The organism is Kineococcus deserti (assembly GCF_050871945.1).
Classification (GTDB): Bacteria; Actinomycetota; Actinomycetes; order Actinomycetales; family Kineococcaceae; genus Kineococcus.
In genome coordinates, this window is the sequence record NZ_JBJLSI010000002.1 from 62,571 (window position 1) to 79,373 (window position 16,803).

General features: G+C 75.0%; 13 protein-coding genes and 1 riboswitch. Of the genes, 7 read left to right on the top strand and 6 right to left on the bottom strand.

The genetic code is table 11. The features are described 5' to 3' along the window. Window positions 1-4 precede the first annotated feature (4 nt). The 4 genes from ACRYR2_RS02255 to ACRYR2_RS02270 all read right to left on the bottom strand — a co-directional run bounded on the left by ACRYR2_RS02255 (window position 5) and on the right by ACRYR2_RS02270 (window position 6,374). Entirely contained in the window at window positions 5-3,463 is a 3,459-nt protein-coding gene (locus ACRYR2_RS02255; RefSeq protein WP_432561192.1) for an ATP-binding cassette domain-containing protein, read from the bottom strand. Between the two features lie 109 nt (window positions 3,464-3,572). Then, window positions 3,573-4,067, bottom strand: a complete 495-nt coding sequence (locus ACRYR2_RS02260) for an HNH endonuclease (protein ID WP_432561193.1) — start codon at window positions 4,065-4,067, stop codon at window positions 3,573-3,575. 347 nt (window positions 4,068-4,414) lie between these two features. Then, window positions 4,415-5,272, bottom strand: a complete 858-nt coding sequence (locus ACRYR2_RS02265; protein ID WP_432561194.1) for a C40 family peptidase — start codon at window positions 5,270-5,272, stop codon at window positions 4,415-4,417. Between the two features lie 2 nt (window positions 5,273-5,274). After that, window positions 5,275-5,448: riboswitch (cyclic di-AMP (ydaO/yuaA leader) on the bottom strand. Between the two features lie 242 nt (window positions 5,449-5,690). After that, entirely contained in the window at window positions 5,691-6,374 is a 684-nt protein-coding gene (locus ACRYR2_RS02270) for a metal-dependent transcriptional regulator (protein ID WP_432561195.1), read from the bottom strand. 84 nt (window positions 6,375-6,458) lie between these two features. Here ACRYR2_RS02270 and ACRYR2_RS02275 point away from each other — a divergent pair, with 84 nt between their 5' ends. Further along, complete coding sequence (locus ACRYR2_RS02275) at window positions 6,459-7,832, top strand: cryptochrome/photolyase family protein (protein WP_432561196.1); 1,374 nt, start codon at window positions 6,459-6,461, stop codon at window positions 7,830-7,832. Between the two features lie 3 nt (window positions 7,833-7,835). Here the strand turns inward: ACRYR2_RS02275 and ACRYR2_RS02280 are convergent, their stop codons facing one another. Next, window positions 7,836-9,131: an MFS transporter gene (locus ACRYR2_RS02280; protein ID WP_432561197.1), complete on the bottom strand. Its 1,296-nt coding sequence runs from the start codon at window positions 9,129-9,131 to the stop codon at window positions 7,836-7,838. A gap of 511 nt (window positions 9,132-9,642) precedes the next feature. Continuing rightward, window positions 9,643-10,257 carry a TetR/AcrR family transcriptional regulator gene (locus tag ACRYR2_RS02285; RefSeq protein ID WP_432561198.1) on the bottom strand — a complete coding sequence of 205 codons (615 nt, stop codon included), beginning with the start codon at window positions 10,255-10,257 and terminating at the stop codon, window positions 9,643-9,645. A gap of 168 nt (window positions 10,258-10,425) precedes the next feature. On the opposite strand from ACRYR2_RS02285, the gene ACRYR2_RS02290 reads away from it, so the two are divergent. The 6 genes from ACRYR2_RS02290 (at window position 10,426) to ACRYR2_RS02315 (ending at window position 16,803) form a co-directional block, all read left to right on the top strand. Beyond that, window positions 10,426-11,064 carry a hypothetical protein gene (locus ACRYR2_RS02290; RefSeq protein WP_432561199.1) on the top strand — a complete coding sequence of 213 codons (639 nt, stop codon included), beginning with the start codon at window positions 10,426-10,428 and terminating at the stop codon, window positions 11,062-11,064. Window positions 11,065-11,176: 112 nt separating this feature from the next. After that, window positions 11,177-11,869, top strand: coding sequence for an NUDIX hydrolase (locus tag ACRYR2_RS02295; RefSeq protein WP_432561200.1), 693 nt, complete (start codon window positions 11,177-11,179; stop codon window positions 11,867-11,869). A gap of 44 nt (window positions 11,870-11,913) precedes the next feature. Then, window positions 11,914-13,206 (top strand): quinolinate synthase NadA, encoded by a 1,293-nt coding sequence (gene nadA / locus ACRYR2_RS02300; RefSeq protein WP_432561201.1) that lies wholly within the window; start codon window positions 11,914-11,916, stop codon window positions 13,204-13,206. Further along, the gene (gene nadB, locus ACRYR2_RS02305) at window positions 13,203-14,795 is read left to right on the top strand and encodes an L-aspartate oxidase (protein ID WP_432561202.1); all 1,593 of its coding nucleotides are present in this window, start codon (window positions 13,203-13,205) and stop codon (window positions 14,793-14,795) included. The genes nadA and nadB overlap by 4 nt, the downstream gene beginning before the upstream one ends. Further along, window positions 14,792-15,655 (top strand): carboxylating nicotinate-nucleotide diphosphorylase, encoded by an 864-nt coding sequence (gene nadC, locus ACRYR2_RS02310; protein WP_432561203.1) that lies wholly within the window; start codon window positions 14,792-14,794, stop codon window positions 15,653-15,655. Before nadB ends, nadC begins: the two co-directional genes overlap by 4 nt. After that, on the top strand, window positions 15,652-16,803 hold the full coding sequence (locus ACRYR2_RS02315) for a cysteine desulfurase family protein (protein ID WP_432561204.1): 1,152 nt from the start codon (window positions 15,652-15,654) through the stop codon (window positions 16,801-16,803). Before nadC ends, ACRYR2_RS02315 begins: the two co-directional genes overlap by 4 nt.

The window sequence follows — 16,803 nt, forward strand, 5'->3', positions numbered from 1 at the left end:
GCCCTCACCCGGCGAGGAAGCCCCAGTCCGCCTCCAGCTCCTTCCACGGCCCGACCGCCTCGACCCGGCCGTCGGCCAGCACCACGACGCGGTCGGCCGCCAGCAGCGCCGCGCGCTTGGACGACGACCCGATGACGGTGGTCCCCCTGTCGCGCAACGACTGCCACAGTTCCAGCTCGGTGCGGGCGTCGAGCGCGGAGGACACGTCGTCGGCCACGAGCAGCTCGGCGCCGCTGGCCAGCGCGCGCGCCAGGGCGAGCCGTTGCACCTGACCACCGGAGAGCCGGACGCCGCGGTGCCCGACGACGGCACCGTCCCCACCGGCGGCGGTGATGTCGCGTTCCAGGCGGGCGTCGCGCACCGCGGGAGCGGCCAGGGCCTTCGCGTGCGCGTGGTCGAGCGCCACGTTGTCGGCGAAGGTGCCCGACAGCACCCGCGGCACCTGCGCGACGTAGCCGACCTGTCCCGGGCGCAGGAACGTCTGCGGGTCGGCGACGTCGGACCCGTTCCAGCGCAACGTCCCCTCGTGGTCCACGAGCCCGGCCAGCGCGGCCAGCAGGCTCGACTTGCCCGACCCCACCCGACCGGTCAGCAGGACCAGTTCGCCGGCCTCCACCTCCAGGTCCACGTCCTGGACACCGACGGTCCCGTCGTCGTGCACGGCGGCGAAGCCCTGCACGCTCAGCCGCCGCAACGGCTGCTTCGGCGGCGTCCCCGGAGCCGGCGCGGTGCCGTGGACCAGGTCGACGGACGGTGGCAGGCGGACGACCTCCTCGGTCCCGGCCAGGGCGGTGACGGCCCGCAACCACTCACGGGCGACGGGGGCCTCGGTGATGACGGCACCGGCGACGGTGCCGTAGTAGGAGGCTCCGGCCACGGCGGTGGACACCAGCAGCGCCTCGGCCAGCGACCACCAGCCGAGCAGGTGCAGCGCCCAGGTGGCCACGATCCCCGTCTGCACCAGGATCCCCGGCACCCCCTCCAGCAGGGCCCGCACCCGGAACTCGCGCACCGAGGCCTGCACCCGCGTGGAGTCGACGCGGGCCAGGTGGGTCAGCACGCCCGGGACGGCCGCGGCCAGCTTGACCGTGCGGGCGGCGTCCACGGCCGACCCGAGGTCGCGCCCGAACACGGCGCGGGCGTCGCCGGCGACCCGGCCGCGGCGGCCGGCCACCGGGGCCCCGGCGACCGAGACGACGGCCGACCCGAGCATGACGACGGCGACCACCGCACCGGCGGTGGGGTCACGGGCGATCAGCGCGGTGACGGTCGCGACGAGGACGCCGATGACGACGTCGACCCAGCGGTCGACGTAGAGGACGAACCGTTCGGAGTCCAGGCAACGGGCCGCCACCTCCCCCGCCGGGACCCGGGCCAGCCGGTGCTGGCGGGTCTGCCCGCGCAGCACCGCCAGCCGGGTGCTCAGCGTCACGGCGTTCCACCACAGCGGGTAGACCTCCAGCGCCGCGCCCAGCACGAACGGGATGGCGAGCAGGACCAGCACCAGCGCGGTCATCGGCACCCACGGCTGCGCGGCACCCGCCCCGTCCTGCAGGGCCTGCACGACCAGACCCCACAGCCACCCCACGGCGGCGCCGTAGATCCCGATCACCGAGACGGCCGCGAACAGCGCTGCCCCCAGCAGTCCCCACCGCGGGAACCGGGTGATGGCCGTCCACACGGCCGCGGCCAGCCGCGGCCGGGGCGCCGGTGGGAGGACACCCCGCGGGCGTCGCTCCCGGCTGGTGAGCACGTCCCCGTCGCGGTGCTCGGCGCCCAGCTCCTCGTGCTGGCCCGCACTGGCGCGCAGCAGGTCGGCGAACGGGCCGTCCACCCGCGCCAGCTCGGCGCGCGGCCCGTGCTGGACGAGCCGGCCGCCTTCCAGGACGGCGACGGAGTCGGCGCGCGCGGTGGTGGAGAGCCGGTGGGCGATGAGCAGACCGGTCCGCCCCGTCAGCAGCCGCTGGGCGGCCGCGGTGACGCGGTGCTCGGTGACCGGGTCCATCCGGGCGGTGGCCTCGTCCAGGACGACGACCCGCACGTCGCGCACCAGCAGGCGGGCGAAGGCGACGAGTTGCTCCTCCCCCGCCGACAGCGTCACCCCGCCGGGACCGAGCCGCGTCTGCAGCCCGTCGGGCAGTGCCTCGACCCAGTCGCGCAAGCCCAGGGAGTCGACGGCGGCCTCGACGCGGGCCGCCGGCACGTCCCCGTCGAGGGTGATGTTCTGCCGCAGCGTGCCGGCCAGCAGCTCGGTGCGCTGGGTGACGACGCCGACGCTCCGGCGCAGGTCCTGCAGGTCCAGGTCGCACACGTCGGCGCCGCCGAGGAACAGCTGCCCGCGGGGCGTGTCCAGCGCGCGGGACAGCAGCGCCGCCAGCGTCGACTTGCCCGATCCGCTGCGGCCCACGAGAGCGCACGTCGTCCCGGCGGGCACCGCGAACGTCACCTCGCGCAGCGCGAAACCCCCCGGGTGCGCGAACCGCAGCCCGCGGAACTCCACGGCCAGCGGACCGGCCGGGACACGTCCTCCGCCGGCGGGTTCGGCCGGTGCCGTCAGCAGGGAGCGGATGCGTTGCACCGCACCGAGTCCGGCCTGCACCTCGGGAAGTCGTTCGCTGATCTCGCTCATGTCCCCGGCGAAACCGGAGCACAGCAGCCAGACGGTCACCAGCTGGGCCACCGACAGGCGTCCGTCACCGGCCAGCACGACCCCGCCCACGACGAAACCCGAGCACAGCAGGGCCAGCACCAGCGTGGTGCGCCGGGCCACGGCGGCCGACAGGGTGCTGGTCGCCCGGACCCGGGTCAGCACCTGGGCCGCCAGCGCCGCGTACCGGCGCACCACGTGCGGCTGGCCCAGGCTGGAGCGCACGTCGTCGCGACCGGCCACGGCCTCCTCGAGCTGGGCGGCGTGGTCGGTCCAGGCGACCTCCTCGGCCACCTTGCGCCGCACGAGCACCACCGTCAGCCCCCGCACGGCGAACCAGACGGCGACCGCCACGAGCGGGAACGCGATCCAGGCCGGCCACCAGACCAGGCCGGCCACGACCCAGCCGAGCAGCGAGCGGGTCAGACCGCGGCCCAGGTCCCACACGGCCTCGCGCAGCAGCGCGGCGAGCTGGCGCGGATCGTCGTCGACGCGGTCGATGACCTCGCCCACGGCCTGCTCGCCCAGCGCGGGCAGCGGCTGGGCGAAGGCGGCCCCGAGCAGGTCGGCGCGCAAGCGCCCCTCGGCCCGGCCCACCGCGCTGGCCAGCGCCACCCGGCCCAGGGTGTCGGCCGCGCTGGCCCCCACCACGAGCACGCCCAGCACCACCAGCAGCGCGGCGCCCGGGTCCTGGGCGATGCGGCCGGTGACGACCGTGCCGACCGTCTCGGCGGCGGCGGCGAGGATCCCCAGCACCACCGCGGCCGTGCTCGTGGGGCCGGCGAGGCGCCGGGGGGACAGCGTCGGGCGCGTCACCGTCCCTCCTCACGTTCGCGAGGTCCCACCGCGACGGTGGTTCCTCCCGGAACGCTAACGAGGCAGGGGGTCGCCGGGCCTCCGGTTTTCCGTCCGGCCCGCGGCGGGCTCAGGCCGCCTGGGCCAGGAACTCGTCCCAGCGCGGATCGGGCTGCTCGGCCCCGCGCACCGCCCAGGAGGCGCCCCGCGGCGCGGCCGGCCGGAACGGCAGGTGCCAGCCCATCTCCTCCGGTGTGCGGTCGCCCTTGGCGTTGTTGCACCGCACGCAGCAGGCGACGAGGTTCTCCCAGCTGTCCGGGCCGCGGCGGCTGCGCGGCAGGACGTGGTCGACCGTGGTGGCGTGGCCGCGGCAGTAGGCGCACCGCTGGTGGTCGCGGCGCAGCACCCCGCGCCGGCTGACGGGGACGACCTGCCCGCGGGGCACCCGGACGTAGCGCGTCAGCAGGATGACGGAGGGGCGTTCCAGGCTCATCGACGCTCCCACCACCGGATCGGCGTCGGCCAGGACCACCGAGGCCTTCCCGGACAGCACGAGCACCAGGGCCCTCCGGAAGGACACGACCGCGAGCGGTTCGTAGCCGGCGTTCAGCACGAGCGTGCGCACATCCACCTCCTGAGACGACGAGAGGCGCCTTCCCGGACCGGGAAGGCGCCTCTGAGAGCGACGATGCGCACCTGGCAGGGCACATGGTGGCGGTGCACACGGTGGTGCCCCACGACGCGCCGGGCAGGCGGTGCCGCGGGGGTCGTGCCGGGGTGACGCCTGGTCATCGGCCCTCCGCGGTTCCGTCGTCGTTGACGGCAGGGTACGTCGCAGGAGGTGTTCGAGTCATCAACTTCCCCGTGAACCCCACGCGACCACGACCGGCCGGGAACGACGAACCGCCGGCCCCGAGGGGAGGGAACCCTCGGGACCGGCGGTCGGGTCGTGCTCGTCGTGCTGGTCTCAGATCACACCGTGGGGGCCAGCCGGCCGAAGGTGACGGCGTCGGACCAGATGGCCCGCAGCTGCACGGGCTTCCCGGCCCGCGGCGCATCCCACATCATGTTGTCGCCGGCGTAGATGCCGACGTGGTAGGCGCGGCCACCGGAGTTGGTGAAGAACACCAGGTCGCCGGGGACGGCCTCGCCGCGCGAGATGCGGGCGCTGGACTGCAGCTGCGCGTTGGAGGTGCGCGGGATCTCCACGCCGACCTGCCGGTACACGTAGCTGGTGTAGCCGGAGCAGTCGAACCCGGAGGGGGTGGTGCCGCCGTACACGTACGGGACACCGGCGTAGTCGTCGGCGACGGCGAGGATCTGCGAACCCAGCGAGGCCACCGGCGCCGGGGCCGGCGCCGGGGCGGGGGCCTCGGCGGCGACCTGGACGGCCACGGGAGCCGGGACGGCCGCCGCGTTCTCGGCCACGCTGGCGGCGACGACGGCGTTCGCGTCGGCGGTGCGCGCCACCCGCGTCACCACGGGGGCCACGACGACCGGCGCGGGCGCCGGGGCGGCCGCGAACGTCGAGGTGGTGGCCAGCGTCGTGGCGGTCGCCGGGGCGGAGACGACTCCGACGGCGGTGGTGCCGAACGCGGCGGGGACGGCGGCGACCGCGGAGGAGACGGTCGAGGACACGGCGGCGGGTGCGGCGGCGGTCGCGGCACCGGCGGGCAGGGCGATCGAGACGAGCAGACCACCGGCGGCGGCGACGACGGCGCCGGTGCGGGCCGCCCCACCTGCGCATCGGGTGACGCTGTTCGACAGGTCGGTCAGGGACGTGAGGGAACGAACGGCGGCGCGGTGGCGCGCCTGGACGCGAGTCGTCAAGGTGTTGGCCTCTCCGACGCCTGCGAGGTGAGCTGTCGGGTTCGGACGGGAGTTTCGCCCGGCCGGCTCTCGCCGGCTTCACCCCGAGGACCTCGGACGGTCTGCTCGACCGTTCGACGCCCGTACTACCTGGTTCCCCCACCCCTGCCATGAACGAGTCTCGGGGACCTCGACGCGGTGGCAGGGCTCGGCGTCCGCGCGAGGGCGTCCGCGTGCGATGTCGCGGATGCGGGTGGACCATAACCCGACTGTGGCGCGGATGTCACGGCCCGGTGACGAACAGGTGCCGGGGCGGTGACGAGCGGTGGTCGATGATTAACACAGAGTCACGATCGAGCACGCAGCGCCGATCTCGGTGAGAGCCGGACGAGGGAAGACCCCTCACGCCGCGTCGCGCGAGGGGGCCGACCGGCTGATCTCAGCCCAGCGCGACGAAGATGTGTGACGCCTCGGCGGTCGTGAGGTCCACGACGGTGTCGCCGATCACGACCTCGACACCGGCGGCGGAGGACTTGGCCACGACCTCCACCCCGGGCACCAGCCCGGCGCTGTGGAACCTCGCCAGCAGCGAGACGTCCGTCTGCAGCGGCTCCCCCAGCCGGCGGACCACGACGGGACGCCCCTCGACGGCCGAGGTCGTCAGCGGCTGCACACCGGCGCGGAACTCCTCGGAGGCGCCGTCCTCGCCCAGCTCCAGCAGCCCGGGGATCGGGTTGCCGTACGGGTCGAAGTGCGGGTGGTCCAGGATGGCCACGAGCCGCTTCTCGACCTCCTCGGAGACCACGTGCTCCCAGCGGCAGGCCTCCTCGTGCACCAGGCTCCACTCCAGGCCGATGACGTCGGTCAGCAGACGCTCGGTCAGCCGGTGCTTGCGCATGACGCGCATGGCCTTGGCCATGCCCGCCTCGGTCAGCTCGAGCCGGCGGTCGGTGCCGACGTGCAGCAGGCCGTCGCGTTCCATGCGGGCGACCGTCTGGGACACGGTGGGCCCCGAGTGGTGCAGCCGCTCGGCGATGCGAGCGCGCATCGGCACGATGCCTTCCTCTTCCAGTTCGAAGACCGTCTTGAGGTACATCTCGGTGGTGTCGATGAGATCGCTCACGGTGCCCATCATCCGGCATCTGCGGTGGTGGTCGCACCCCTGTCCCGATCGCGGCACCCCCCTCCCGCGGCTAGCGTCCGCCAGGTGGCCGGGAGTGCGAGGAGACGGACGAGCGTCCTGTGGTTCCGCCGGGACCTGCGGCTCGGGGACCACCCGGCGCTGCTGGCCGCGGTCGCCGACGGCGAGGTCCTGCCGCTGTTCGTCCTCGACCCGGCGCTGTGGGGGCCGTCGGGGGACGTGCGCCGCGCCTACCTGCTGCGCTCGCTGCGGGCGCTGGACGCCGACCTCGGCGGCACGCTCGTCGTCGAGCACGGCGACCCCGCGCACGTCGTGGACCGGGTGGCCGAGCGGGTCGGGGCCCGCCGGGTGCACGTCAGCGCCGACGCCGGGCCGTACGGCCGCCGCCGCGACGAGCAGGTCGAGCAGGCTCTGGCCGGGTACGGCCGTGAGCTGGTGCGGACCGGCACCCCGTACGCCATCGGACCCGGCACGCTGCTCACCGGATCGGGTTCGCCGTTCCAGGTGTTCACGCCCTTCTCCCGGGCCTGGCACGAGCACGGCTGGCCCGACCCGGCCGGGGACCCCGGGACGGTGCGGTGGATCGGCGAGGGCGAGGGCGTCGGCGGTGCGCACTGGCTCGCCGAACCCGACCTGGGCGACCTGGCACTGCCCGAGGCCGGCGAGGAGGCGGCGCACGAACGCTGGCACGACTTCCTCGAGCACGGTCTGGCCGACTACGACGAGGAGCGCAACCGTCCCGACCGCGACGGGACCTCCCAGCTCTCGCACGCCCTGAAGTGGGGCGAACTGCACCCGCGGACCCTGCTGGCCGACCTGCGCCGCCGGACGTCACGGGGCGCGCAGACGTACCGCACCGAACTGTGCTGGCGCGACTTCTACGCCGACGTCCTGTGGAACCGCCCCGACAGCGCCCGGCAGTACTACAAACCGCAGCTGGCGGGTCTGCAGTACCGGCAACCCGGTGAGGACTTCACCGCCTGGGCCGAAGGGCGGACGGGTTTCCCGATCGTCGACGCCGGCATGCGCCAGCTGCGCGCCGTCGGCTGGGTGCACAACCGCGTGCGGATGATCGTGGCCAGCTTCCTGGTCAAGGACCTGCACGTGGAGTGGCAGCACGGCGGCCGGGAGTTCATGCACCGGCTGCGCGACGCCGACCTGGCCAGCAACATGCACGGCTGGCAGTGGGTCGCGGGGTCGGGCACGGACGCCTCGCCGTTCTTCCGGGTGTTCAACCCGGTCACCCAGGGCCAGAAGTTCGACCCCGAGGGCGACTACGTCCGGCGCTACGTCCCCGAACTGCGGCACCTGCCCGGCAAGCTCGTCCACACGCCGTGGGACGCGGCCGACGGGTACGACCACGGGTACCCCGAGCGCATCGTCGACCACGCCCACGAACGGCGCGTGGCCCTGGACGACTACGCCCGGGTCAGGGGCTGACCCTCAGGGCGTGGGGTTCCGCGCGTCGTAGTGCACGAACCGGCGTTGCCAGCGGGCCAGCGCCAGGACCGCGACCACGCAGGCCGCACCCCCGGCCAGCGCCGCGAACCCCTCCCCGACGCCCGAGGCCGTCGACCCCAGGACCACGTCCCCGAGCCGGGGGCCGCCGGCGACGACGACGATGAACACCCCCTGCAGCCGTCCGCGCAGCGCGTCGGGGGTGGCGACCTGCAGGATCGTGCCGCGGAAGATCGAGCTGACGGCGTCGGCCGCGCCGGAGACGGCCAGCAGCAGCACGCACAGCCACAGCTTCCAGTCCGCCCCGTCCGGCGCCACGACCAGGACGACACCGAAACCCGCGACGGCGGCCCCGTAGACGCTGATGCACCCGACGACCACCGCTCCCTGGCGGCGCACCGCCCCCAGGGGCCCGGAGAACAACCCGGCCAGCACCGAGCCGGCGGCGAAACCCGCTCCGAGGACGCCGACCGTCCGGGCGCCGCCACCGAGTTCGGCCGCGGCGACCGCGGGGTACAGCACGCGCGGCATCGCGAACACCATGGCGCACAGGTCGGCCAGGAACGTCATCCGGATGTTCGGCCGCGTCCCGAGGAAGCGGATGCCCTCCAGCACCGACCACAGCCCCGCGCGGTGCGCGCCGGCGGCCCGGTCCGGCGGCATGGGCGGCAGCTTGTGCACGCCGACCAGCGCCGCGACGAAGGTCACCGCGTCGACGGTGTAGGCGGCCTGGAAACCCCAGCCCCCGACCAGGAACCCCGCCAGCAGCGGCCCGACCGTCAGGGCGATGGCGTTCGTCGTGCCGGACAACGCGTTGGCCGCCGGCAGCAGTTCGCGGGGGACGATGCCCGGGACGATGGCCGAGCGCGCGGGGTTGTTCACCGCGAAGGCGGCGCTCTGCAGGGCGACGAGGGCGTAGAGCAGGCCCACCGACCCCAGGTGCAGCCAGGCCTGCGCGGCGATCGCGATCGCCAGGACCCACAGCACGAGCGAGGCGACGAGCGCCACCCGCCGCCGGTCGTGCACGTCGACCAGCGAGCCGCCGTACAGGCCGAGCCCGACCAGCGGGACGAGCGCGAAGATCCCGACGAGGCCGACGGCGAACGTCGACGACGTGAGGTCGTAGACCTGCAGGCCGACCGTGACGACGGTCAGCTGCGTCCCGATCCCCGCCAGCGACTGCCCGATCCACAACCAGCGGAACGCGGGAACCTCGCGCAGCGGGGTGGTGTCGGCGAGGAACCGCCGACGGGGCCGAACCGGGTCGGGCGGTGGTGTCACGCCGGTCAGGATAGGTGGTGGCCCGGGGAAACCTGGACCGGGAACCGGGAAGTGCCGGGTCGGGCCGCTGCGCGGGGTTTGCGCGCGATGTCACCGCGTGCGCGGTGATCGCGTCCGACGTCACCGCGCGCGCAGGCTCCCCGCGGTAGAGGTTTGCGCGCGATGTCACCGCGTGCGCGGTGATCGCGTCCGACGTCACCGCGCGCAGGCGCGGGCGGCAGCGGGGTGGGGCGAGGCGCGGTCGCGCGGATCCCCCGGGAACGGAGAAGTCCCCGGGCACTTCCACGGTCGACGGCCTCAGTGGTCGTCGTCGTGGGCCGGTTGGACAGACCGGCGCCCGGGGACCCGGTGACTGCCGTGGATTCGCCGCGCTGCGCGGGGCGACCAGAGCGGTCCGCGTCCAGCACGCAGCTGCTAGCGGGCAGCCACCTCACGCGTCCGATGAAGAACCATGTTCCGGACCACCTCCTCTCCCGTGTCCTCCGACGGTACGTCCGGTGCTCGGGAGTTGTCACCCCGAATTCCCGAGCAGGTCGCAGGCCAGCGTCCGGGCGGCCAGGTCGACCCACTCCTGCCGGCTCCAGCCGGCGTCGGTGACCAGGCACCGCCAGGCCAGGTCGGACAGCACGGTCGTGGCCACGTCGACGGCGCGGTCCGGTTCCCGGCGCAGCGGAGCCTTGCGGGACAGGGCGTCCAGGAACGTCGCCTGCACCGTGCGCTGCTGGGCCGCGTTGCGGGTCAGCAACACACCCGCCGCCGGGTCGGCGTCGGCCGCGGCGCGCAGGACGGCGAGCGGGCCGGCCACCCGGGTCAGCACCTCCGCCGCGCCCTCGGCCTGCCGCCGCAGCTGCCGGTGCGGGTCGGGTTCGGCCACCACCGCGAGCGCCCAGGGACGTTCCAGCGTGGGCACCGGGTCGTCGTCGCCGGCGACGGCCACGTCGAGCACCTCGGCGAGCACCGCGACCTTGGTGCCGGAGGTGGCGTGGACGGTCTGCTCGCCCACCCCGGCGCGGCGGGCGACCTCCCGGACGCTGGTGGCGACGTACCCGCGCTCGGCGAACAGCGCGGCGGCGGCGTCCACCATCCGACGGCGGGTGGCGCGGGTCTTCTCGGCTCGGGTCGGCACACTTCCACTGCAGTGTCACTACAGTGATCTTGGTGCTGGGCGCCTCGGGCGCCGTGGGGTCGAACGTGTCGGAACTGCTCGCCCCGCAGGTGGGTGACGAACTGGTCCTCGTCGGCCGTCGCGAGGGGTCCCTGCGGGAGCGGGCGGCCAGGCTCGGCCTCGGACGCCGTGGGCGGTGCGGCGCACGTCGCGATCACGGTCGCGCTCGGCGCCGCCGAGCGGCACGGCCCCGCCGCGGTCCGCTGGACGGTCGACTCGTTGCTGGACGGCGCCCCCACCGCCCCCGCGGTCACCGTCCACCTGCCCGGCCCGGAGGGGGTCCGTGCCCGCCGGGCGTCGCCGTTCCCGTTCGGCGACGCCCCGGTCGTCGCCGCGGCCCTCGGCGCCGAGGTGACCAGCCGGCTGACCCTGGACTCCGCGCCGGCCACGCTCGCGCTGCGGGCGGTGGGTCTGCTGCGGCACACCCCGTGGCGCGACGCCGAACCCCTGCGCGCCGCCCTGTCCCGCGCCCTGACCGGCGTGCACCTGGGCAGCGACCGCTTCACCGTCCGCGCCGACGCCTGGTCCGCCCCCCGGCCCGCGGGGAGCACGTTCCCCGTCGGCGCGGGGGTGCGGCACGCGGCGTTCGCGGTGACGGGTCGGCAGCAGTCGCGGGCCACGGCGGCCGTGGCGGCGCGGGTGGCCCTCGAACTGGCACGGGGAACGGTTCCGGCGGGCGTCGTCCACCTGCCGCACCTGCCGGGCGCGGCGAGCCTGCTGGACGACCTGGCGGCGGAGGGCGTCTGGAGTCGTTTCCACCTGAACTGATCCGCACGGACCGGCGGGGGTCCTTGTGGCCGGCCCCCGGATGGCCCTAGAGTCCTGCCCGGCGTAGTTGCTGTCAGAACCACCCTTACTCCTCCCGAGGTCCCGAACCCCCGTGATCACCTCCCAGCAGTCGATCCTCGTCGCGGTGTCGACGGTGATCTTCGCCCTGTTGCCGGACGGTTCCGGGAACGTCCGGGTGCACCTGCCGCTGGTGCGCCGCACCCGTGATCCGTTCGCCGGGCAGTGGGCCCTGCCCGGCGGCTGGGTGCGGACGCGGGAGAGCCTCAGCGACGCCGGCCGCCGCACGCTGGCCGAGACGACGGGGCTGCGGCCCAGCTACCTCGAGCAGCTCTACACGTTCGGCCGGCCGGACCGCTCCCCCGGCCAGCGCGTCGTCTCGGTGGTCTACTCGGCGCTGGTGCGCAACCACGAGGCGGCCGCCGCGACCGAGGGCGAGAACGTCCGGTGGACCTCGGGCGACGACTGCACCGGCCTGGCCTTCGACCACGACGAGGTCGTGCGGTACGCGTTGTGGCGGTTGCGCACCAAGGTGCAGCACGCCCACGTCGCCCAGCACTTCCTGGGCGAGAGGTTCTCGCTGGCGCAACTGCGCGAGGTGCACGAGGCCGTGCTGCAGCGTCCGCTGGACCCGGCGAACTTCCGCCGTCAGGTGGAGGGCTCCGGAACGGTCGTCGAGACCGGAGAACGCCAGACCGGCGGCCGGCACCGGCCGCCGAAGCTGTACCGGGCCGTCGTCCCCGAGGGATCGGCCGGCCCGCTGATGAACGCCGGGCCGCTCGCCTGAGCGTTCCGGAAACGTTTCCAGATTCTTCGAGAGAAGGCTTGACGATGGCGTCCGTCCCCACGCAGATCGCACTGCTCACCCGCACGACGGGTGGTGCCGACGCGACGTGCGACCCCGACCTGCCCACCGCCCCGTGGCAGTTCGACGCCGTCCCCGGCGCCCCCCTGCCGTCGCCGACGTACGGCGCGGGCGCGTCCCGGCAGGACCCGGCCCCGGCCGGTTCCCCCGTCCAGCAGCAGATCCCGGCGCAGTACCGGCTGCTGTCCGCCGAGGAGCTGGACCGGCGCATCGTCGCGGCCAAGGCCGAACTCGGGTCGCGGGTGACGATCCTGGGGCACGCCTACCAGCGCGACGAGATCGTCCGGCACGCCGACTTCGTCGGCGACTCCTTCCAGCTGGCCCAGCAGTCCCAGAAGCTGCCCGAGGCCGAGTTCGTCGTGTTCTGCGGCGTCCACTTCATGGCCGAGACGGCCGACCTGCTGACCACACCGGAGCAGCCGGTGGTCCTGCCGAACCTGGCGGCCGGCTGCTCGATGGCGGACATGGCCGACATCGACGCGGTGCAGGCGTGCTGGGACCAGCTCGAGGCGCTGTACGGCACCGAACCCGACACCGACGGCCGCGTTCCCGTCGTCCCCGTGACGTACATGAACTCCGCGGCCGCGCTCAAGGGTTTCTGCGGCGCGCACGGCGGCATCGTCTGCACGAGCTCGAACGCCCGGGAGGTCCTGGAGTGGGCCTTCGAGCGCGGGCAGCGGGTGCTGTTCTTCCCCGACCAGCACCTGGGCCGCAACACCGCCAAGGCCATGGGCGTCGACGTGGCCCGGATGCCGGTGTGGGACCCGCGCAGACCCCACGGCGGGAACTCCCCCGAGGACCTGCTGGACGCGCGCGTGGTGCTGTGGCGCGGCTGGTGCTCGGTGCACCAGCGGTTCACCGTCGACCAGATCGCGGCCGCGCGGGCGGCGAACCCCGACGTGCGGGTCGTCGTGCACCCCGAGTGCCCGATGGAGGTCGTCGACGCGGCCGACGAGGCCGGTTCGACGCAGTACATCCAGCGGGTCGTCGACGCCGCCCCGGCCGGGACGGCGTTCGCCATCGGCACCGAGGTCAACATGGTCCGGCGCCTGGCCGACACCCGTCCGGACCTGACCATCAGCTGCCTGGACCCCGTCGTCTGCCCGTGCTCGACGATGTACCGCATCCACCCCGCCTACCTGGCCTGGGTCCTGGAGTCCCTCGTGCAGGGCCGGGTCGTCAACCAGGTCAGCGTCGACGCCGGCGTCGCGGCGAACGCCCGTACGGCGGTGGAACGCATGCTCGCGGTGCACCCGTGACCCCGGTCGAGGAGGTCCGCGTCGACGTCCGGGCCGACGTCCGGGCCGACGTCCTCGTCGTCGGCGCCGGCGTCGCCGGGCTCACCGCCGCGCTGGAGGCGAGCCGGCACGGCCGCGTCGTCCTGGCCACCAAGACCGCGCTGGGCGAGGGCAGCACCTCCTACGCCCAGGGCGGGATCGCCGCCGCGGTCGACGCCGCCGACGTCCCCGTGCACGTCGCGGACACCCTGGCCGCCGGTGCGGGTCTGGCCTCACCGGCTGCGGTGCAGGCGTTGTGCGCGGCCGGGCCGGCCGCGGTGCGGGTGCTGGCCGAACGCGGGGTGAGTTTCGACCGCGGTGCGTCCGGCCGCTGGGCGCTGGGGCTGGAGGCCGCGCACTCGACGTCGCGCATCCTGCACGCCGGTGGCGACCGGACCGGCGAGGCGATCTCGCGGTCCCTGACCGCCGCCGTGCGGCGCAGCGACGTCACGGTCCACGAGGAGGCGTTCCTGGCCGGCCTGCTCGTCGAGCACGGGCGGGTGGTCGGCGCGGAGTTCGTCACCGACGGCCGGTCGCTGCGGGTACGGGCCGGGGCCGTCGTCCTGGCCACGGGCGGGGCGGGGCAGTTGTTCAGCCGCACCACCAACCCCGGCGTCGCCACGGCCGACGGGCTGGCCGCCGCCTTCCGCGCCGGGGCGCTGGTCGCGGACCTGGAGTTCTTCCAGTTCCACCCGACCGTCCACCAGCCGGCCGACCCCACGGCGAACCCGTTCCTCGTCTCCGAGGCCGTCCGCGGCGAGGGGGCGGTGCTGCTGGACGCCGCCGGGAACCGGTTCATGCCGCACGTCGACCCGCGCGCCGAACTGGCCCCGCGCGACGTGGTGGCCCGCGCCATCGCCGGCCGGATGGCCGAGCAGGGCGGGAAACCCGTCCTGCTCGACGCGACCGGGGTCTCCTCGGCGCTGGGGCGCCCGTTCGCCGACCGGTTCCCGGGGATCGCGCAGTTCTGCCGGGACGCCGGCCTGGACCCCGAGACCACGCCGGTCCCGGTGACCCCGGCCGCGCACTACTGGATGGGCGGGATCCGCACCGACGCGGCGGGACGCACGTCGCTGCCGGGGTTGTGGGCGGCCGGCGAGGTCGCCTGCTCGGGGATGCACGGCGCGAACCGGCTGGCCTCGAACTCGCTGCTGGAGGCGCTGGTCACCGGGGGCTCGGTGGTCGCCGACATCACCCGCGGCCCGTTCGCCGCGGAGTTCGGCGACGACGACGTCACCGCGGTGGCCGCCCCGGCGGTTCCGGTCGCCGCGCACGTCGGCCGCCGCGACCTGCAGGCCGCGCTGTGGGAGCACGCCGGCCTCGTCCGGGACGAGGCGGGACTGGCCGTCGCGACGAAACTGCTGACCCCGCAGGAGGATCCCGTCGAGATCAGCGCCGACGACCCCGACGTCCCCCGCACCACCCGCGAGGACGCCAACCTCGTGCTGGCCGCCCGCCTGCTGCTGGCGGCCGCCACCGGCCGCGAGGAGAGCCTCGGGGCCCACTTCCGCAGCGACCACCCCACGGTGCCGGCCCGGCCGCGCCGCCGTTCCTTCCGGAGGATCCCGTGAGAACCCCGCAGCTCGTGGTCGAGCAGGCCCTGGCCGAGGACGCCCCCTGGGGTGACGTGACGAGCGAGGCCCTGCTGCCCGCCGGAGCCGTCGCCGACGCCGCCCTCGTCGCCCGCGAACCCGGGGTGCTGGCCGGGGCGGAGTGCGCCCGGCAGGCCTTCACCCAGGCCGCCCGGCTCACCGCGGGCAGCCTCGACGTCCTCGACCTCGCGCCCGACGGCACCGGTTTCGCGACCGGTGACGTCCTGGGCCGGGTGCGCGGCACCGCCCGTGGTGTGCTGCGCGCCGAGCGCATCGCGCTGAACCTGCTGCAGCACCTGTCCGGCATCGCCACCGCCACCGCGACGTTCGTGCAGGCCGTCGCCGGCACGAACGCCCGCATCGTCGACACCCGCAAGACCACGCCCGGGTTGCGCGCGCTGGAACGGGCCGCGGTGCGCGCCGGCGGTGGGCACAACCACCGCTGGTCGCTGTCGGACGCCGTGCTGGTCAAGGACAACCACCTCGCGGTGCTGCTGGCGCACGGACTGGACGTCACGACGGCGCTGAAGTCGGTGCGCGAGCAGGTGCCGCACACCACCTCGATCGAGGTCGAGGTCGACCGCCTCGACCAGCTCGAGGCCGTGCTGGCCGCCGACGTCGACGTCGTCCTGCTCGACAACTTCTCCCCCACCGACCTCGCCGAGGGGGTGCGCGTGGTCCGCGCGCGCTCGCGCGCGCTCGTGGAGGCCAGCGGCGGGGTCACCCTGGCCACGGTCCGCGGCATCGCCGAGACCGGGGTCGACCTGATCTCGGTGGGGGCGCTGACCCAGAACTCGCGCACCCTGGACCTGGGTCTGGACACGGAGGTGCTGACGTGACGGTGCCCGTCGACCATCCGGTGTACCTCGACCACGCCGCGACCTCCCCACCGCGCCGGGAGGTGCTGGAGGCCGTCTGGCCCTACCTGACGCGGGTCACCGGGAACCCCTCGAGCGCGCACGAGGTCGGCCGCGCCGCGAAGGCCGGGCTGGACGCGGCGCGGGGCGCGATCGCCGACGTCCTGGGCGCCCGTCCCGGCGAGGTCGTGCTGACGGCCGGCGGCACCGAGGCCGACAACCTGGCGGTCACCGGGATCGCGACGGCGAACCCCCGCGGGCGGCACGTCGTCGTCTCGGCGATCGAGCACCCGGCCGTGCTGGAGACCGCCAGGGCCCTGCGCGCGCACGGTTTCGCGCTCGACGTCGTCGGGGTCGACGCCGACGGCCTGCTCGACCTGGCCGCCCTGGAGGCGGTGCTGCGCCCGGACACCACGCTGGTGTCGGTGATGTACGCCAACAACGAGATCGGCACGGTGCAACCGCTGGCCCAGGTCTCCGCGCTCTGCCGCCGGCACGGCATCCCGCTGCACACCGACGCCGTCCAGGCCGCCGGTCACCTCGACCTGGACGTGGAGGCGCTGGGGGTCGACGCGCTGTCGGCCTCGGCGCACAAGTTCGGCGGCCTGCGCGGCGCCGGTTTCCTGTGGGTCCGCGGTGCGGTGCCGCTGACCCCCGTGCTGCACGGTGGCGGGCAGGAACGCGGCCGGCGGTCCGGGACCACCGACGTGGCCTCGGCCGTGGGGACGGCCGTGGCCCTGCACCTGGCCGCGACCTCCCGCGAGCAGGAGCACGTGCGGTTGAGCGCGTTGCGGGACCGGCTGATCGACGGGGTGCTGGCGGCCGTCCCGGGATCGCGGCTCACGGGTTCGCGCACGAGCCGGCTGCCCGGCCACGCCTCGTTCTGCTTCGACGCGGTCGGCGGGGAGACGGTGCTGGCCGAACTCGAGCTGGCCGGGATCGTCTGCTCCAGCGGTTCGGCGTGCTCGGCCGACTCCGACGACGCCTCGCACGTCCTGCTCGCCACCGGTCTGGACGCCGACGTCGCGCGGACGGCCGTGCGGTTCACGCTGGGCCCGTCGACGACGGACGAGGACGTGGACGCGGTGCTCGCCGCGCTGCCGGCGGCCGTGGCCGCCGCAGCCCGCTGA

Excerpts from the sequence above, each read along its gene's own strand:
- nadA (WP_432561201.1), top strand. The coding sequence starts at position 11,914 with ATGGCGTCCGTCCCCACGCAGATCGCACTGCTCACCCGCACGACGGGT.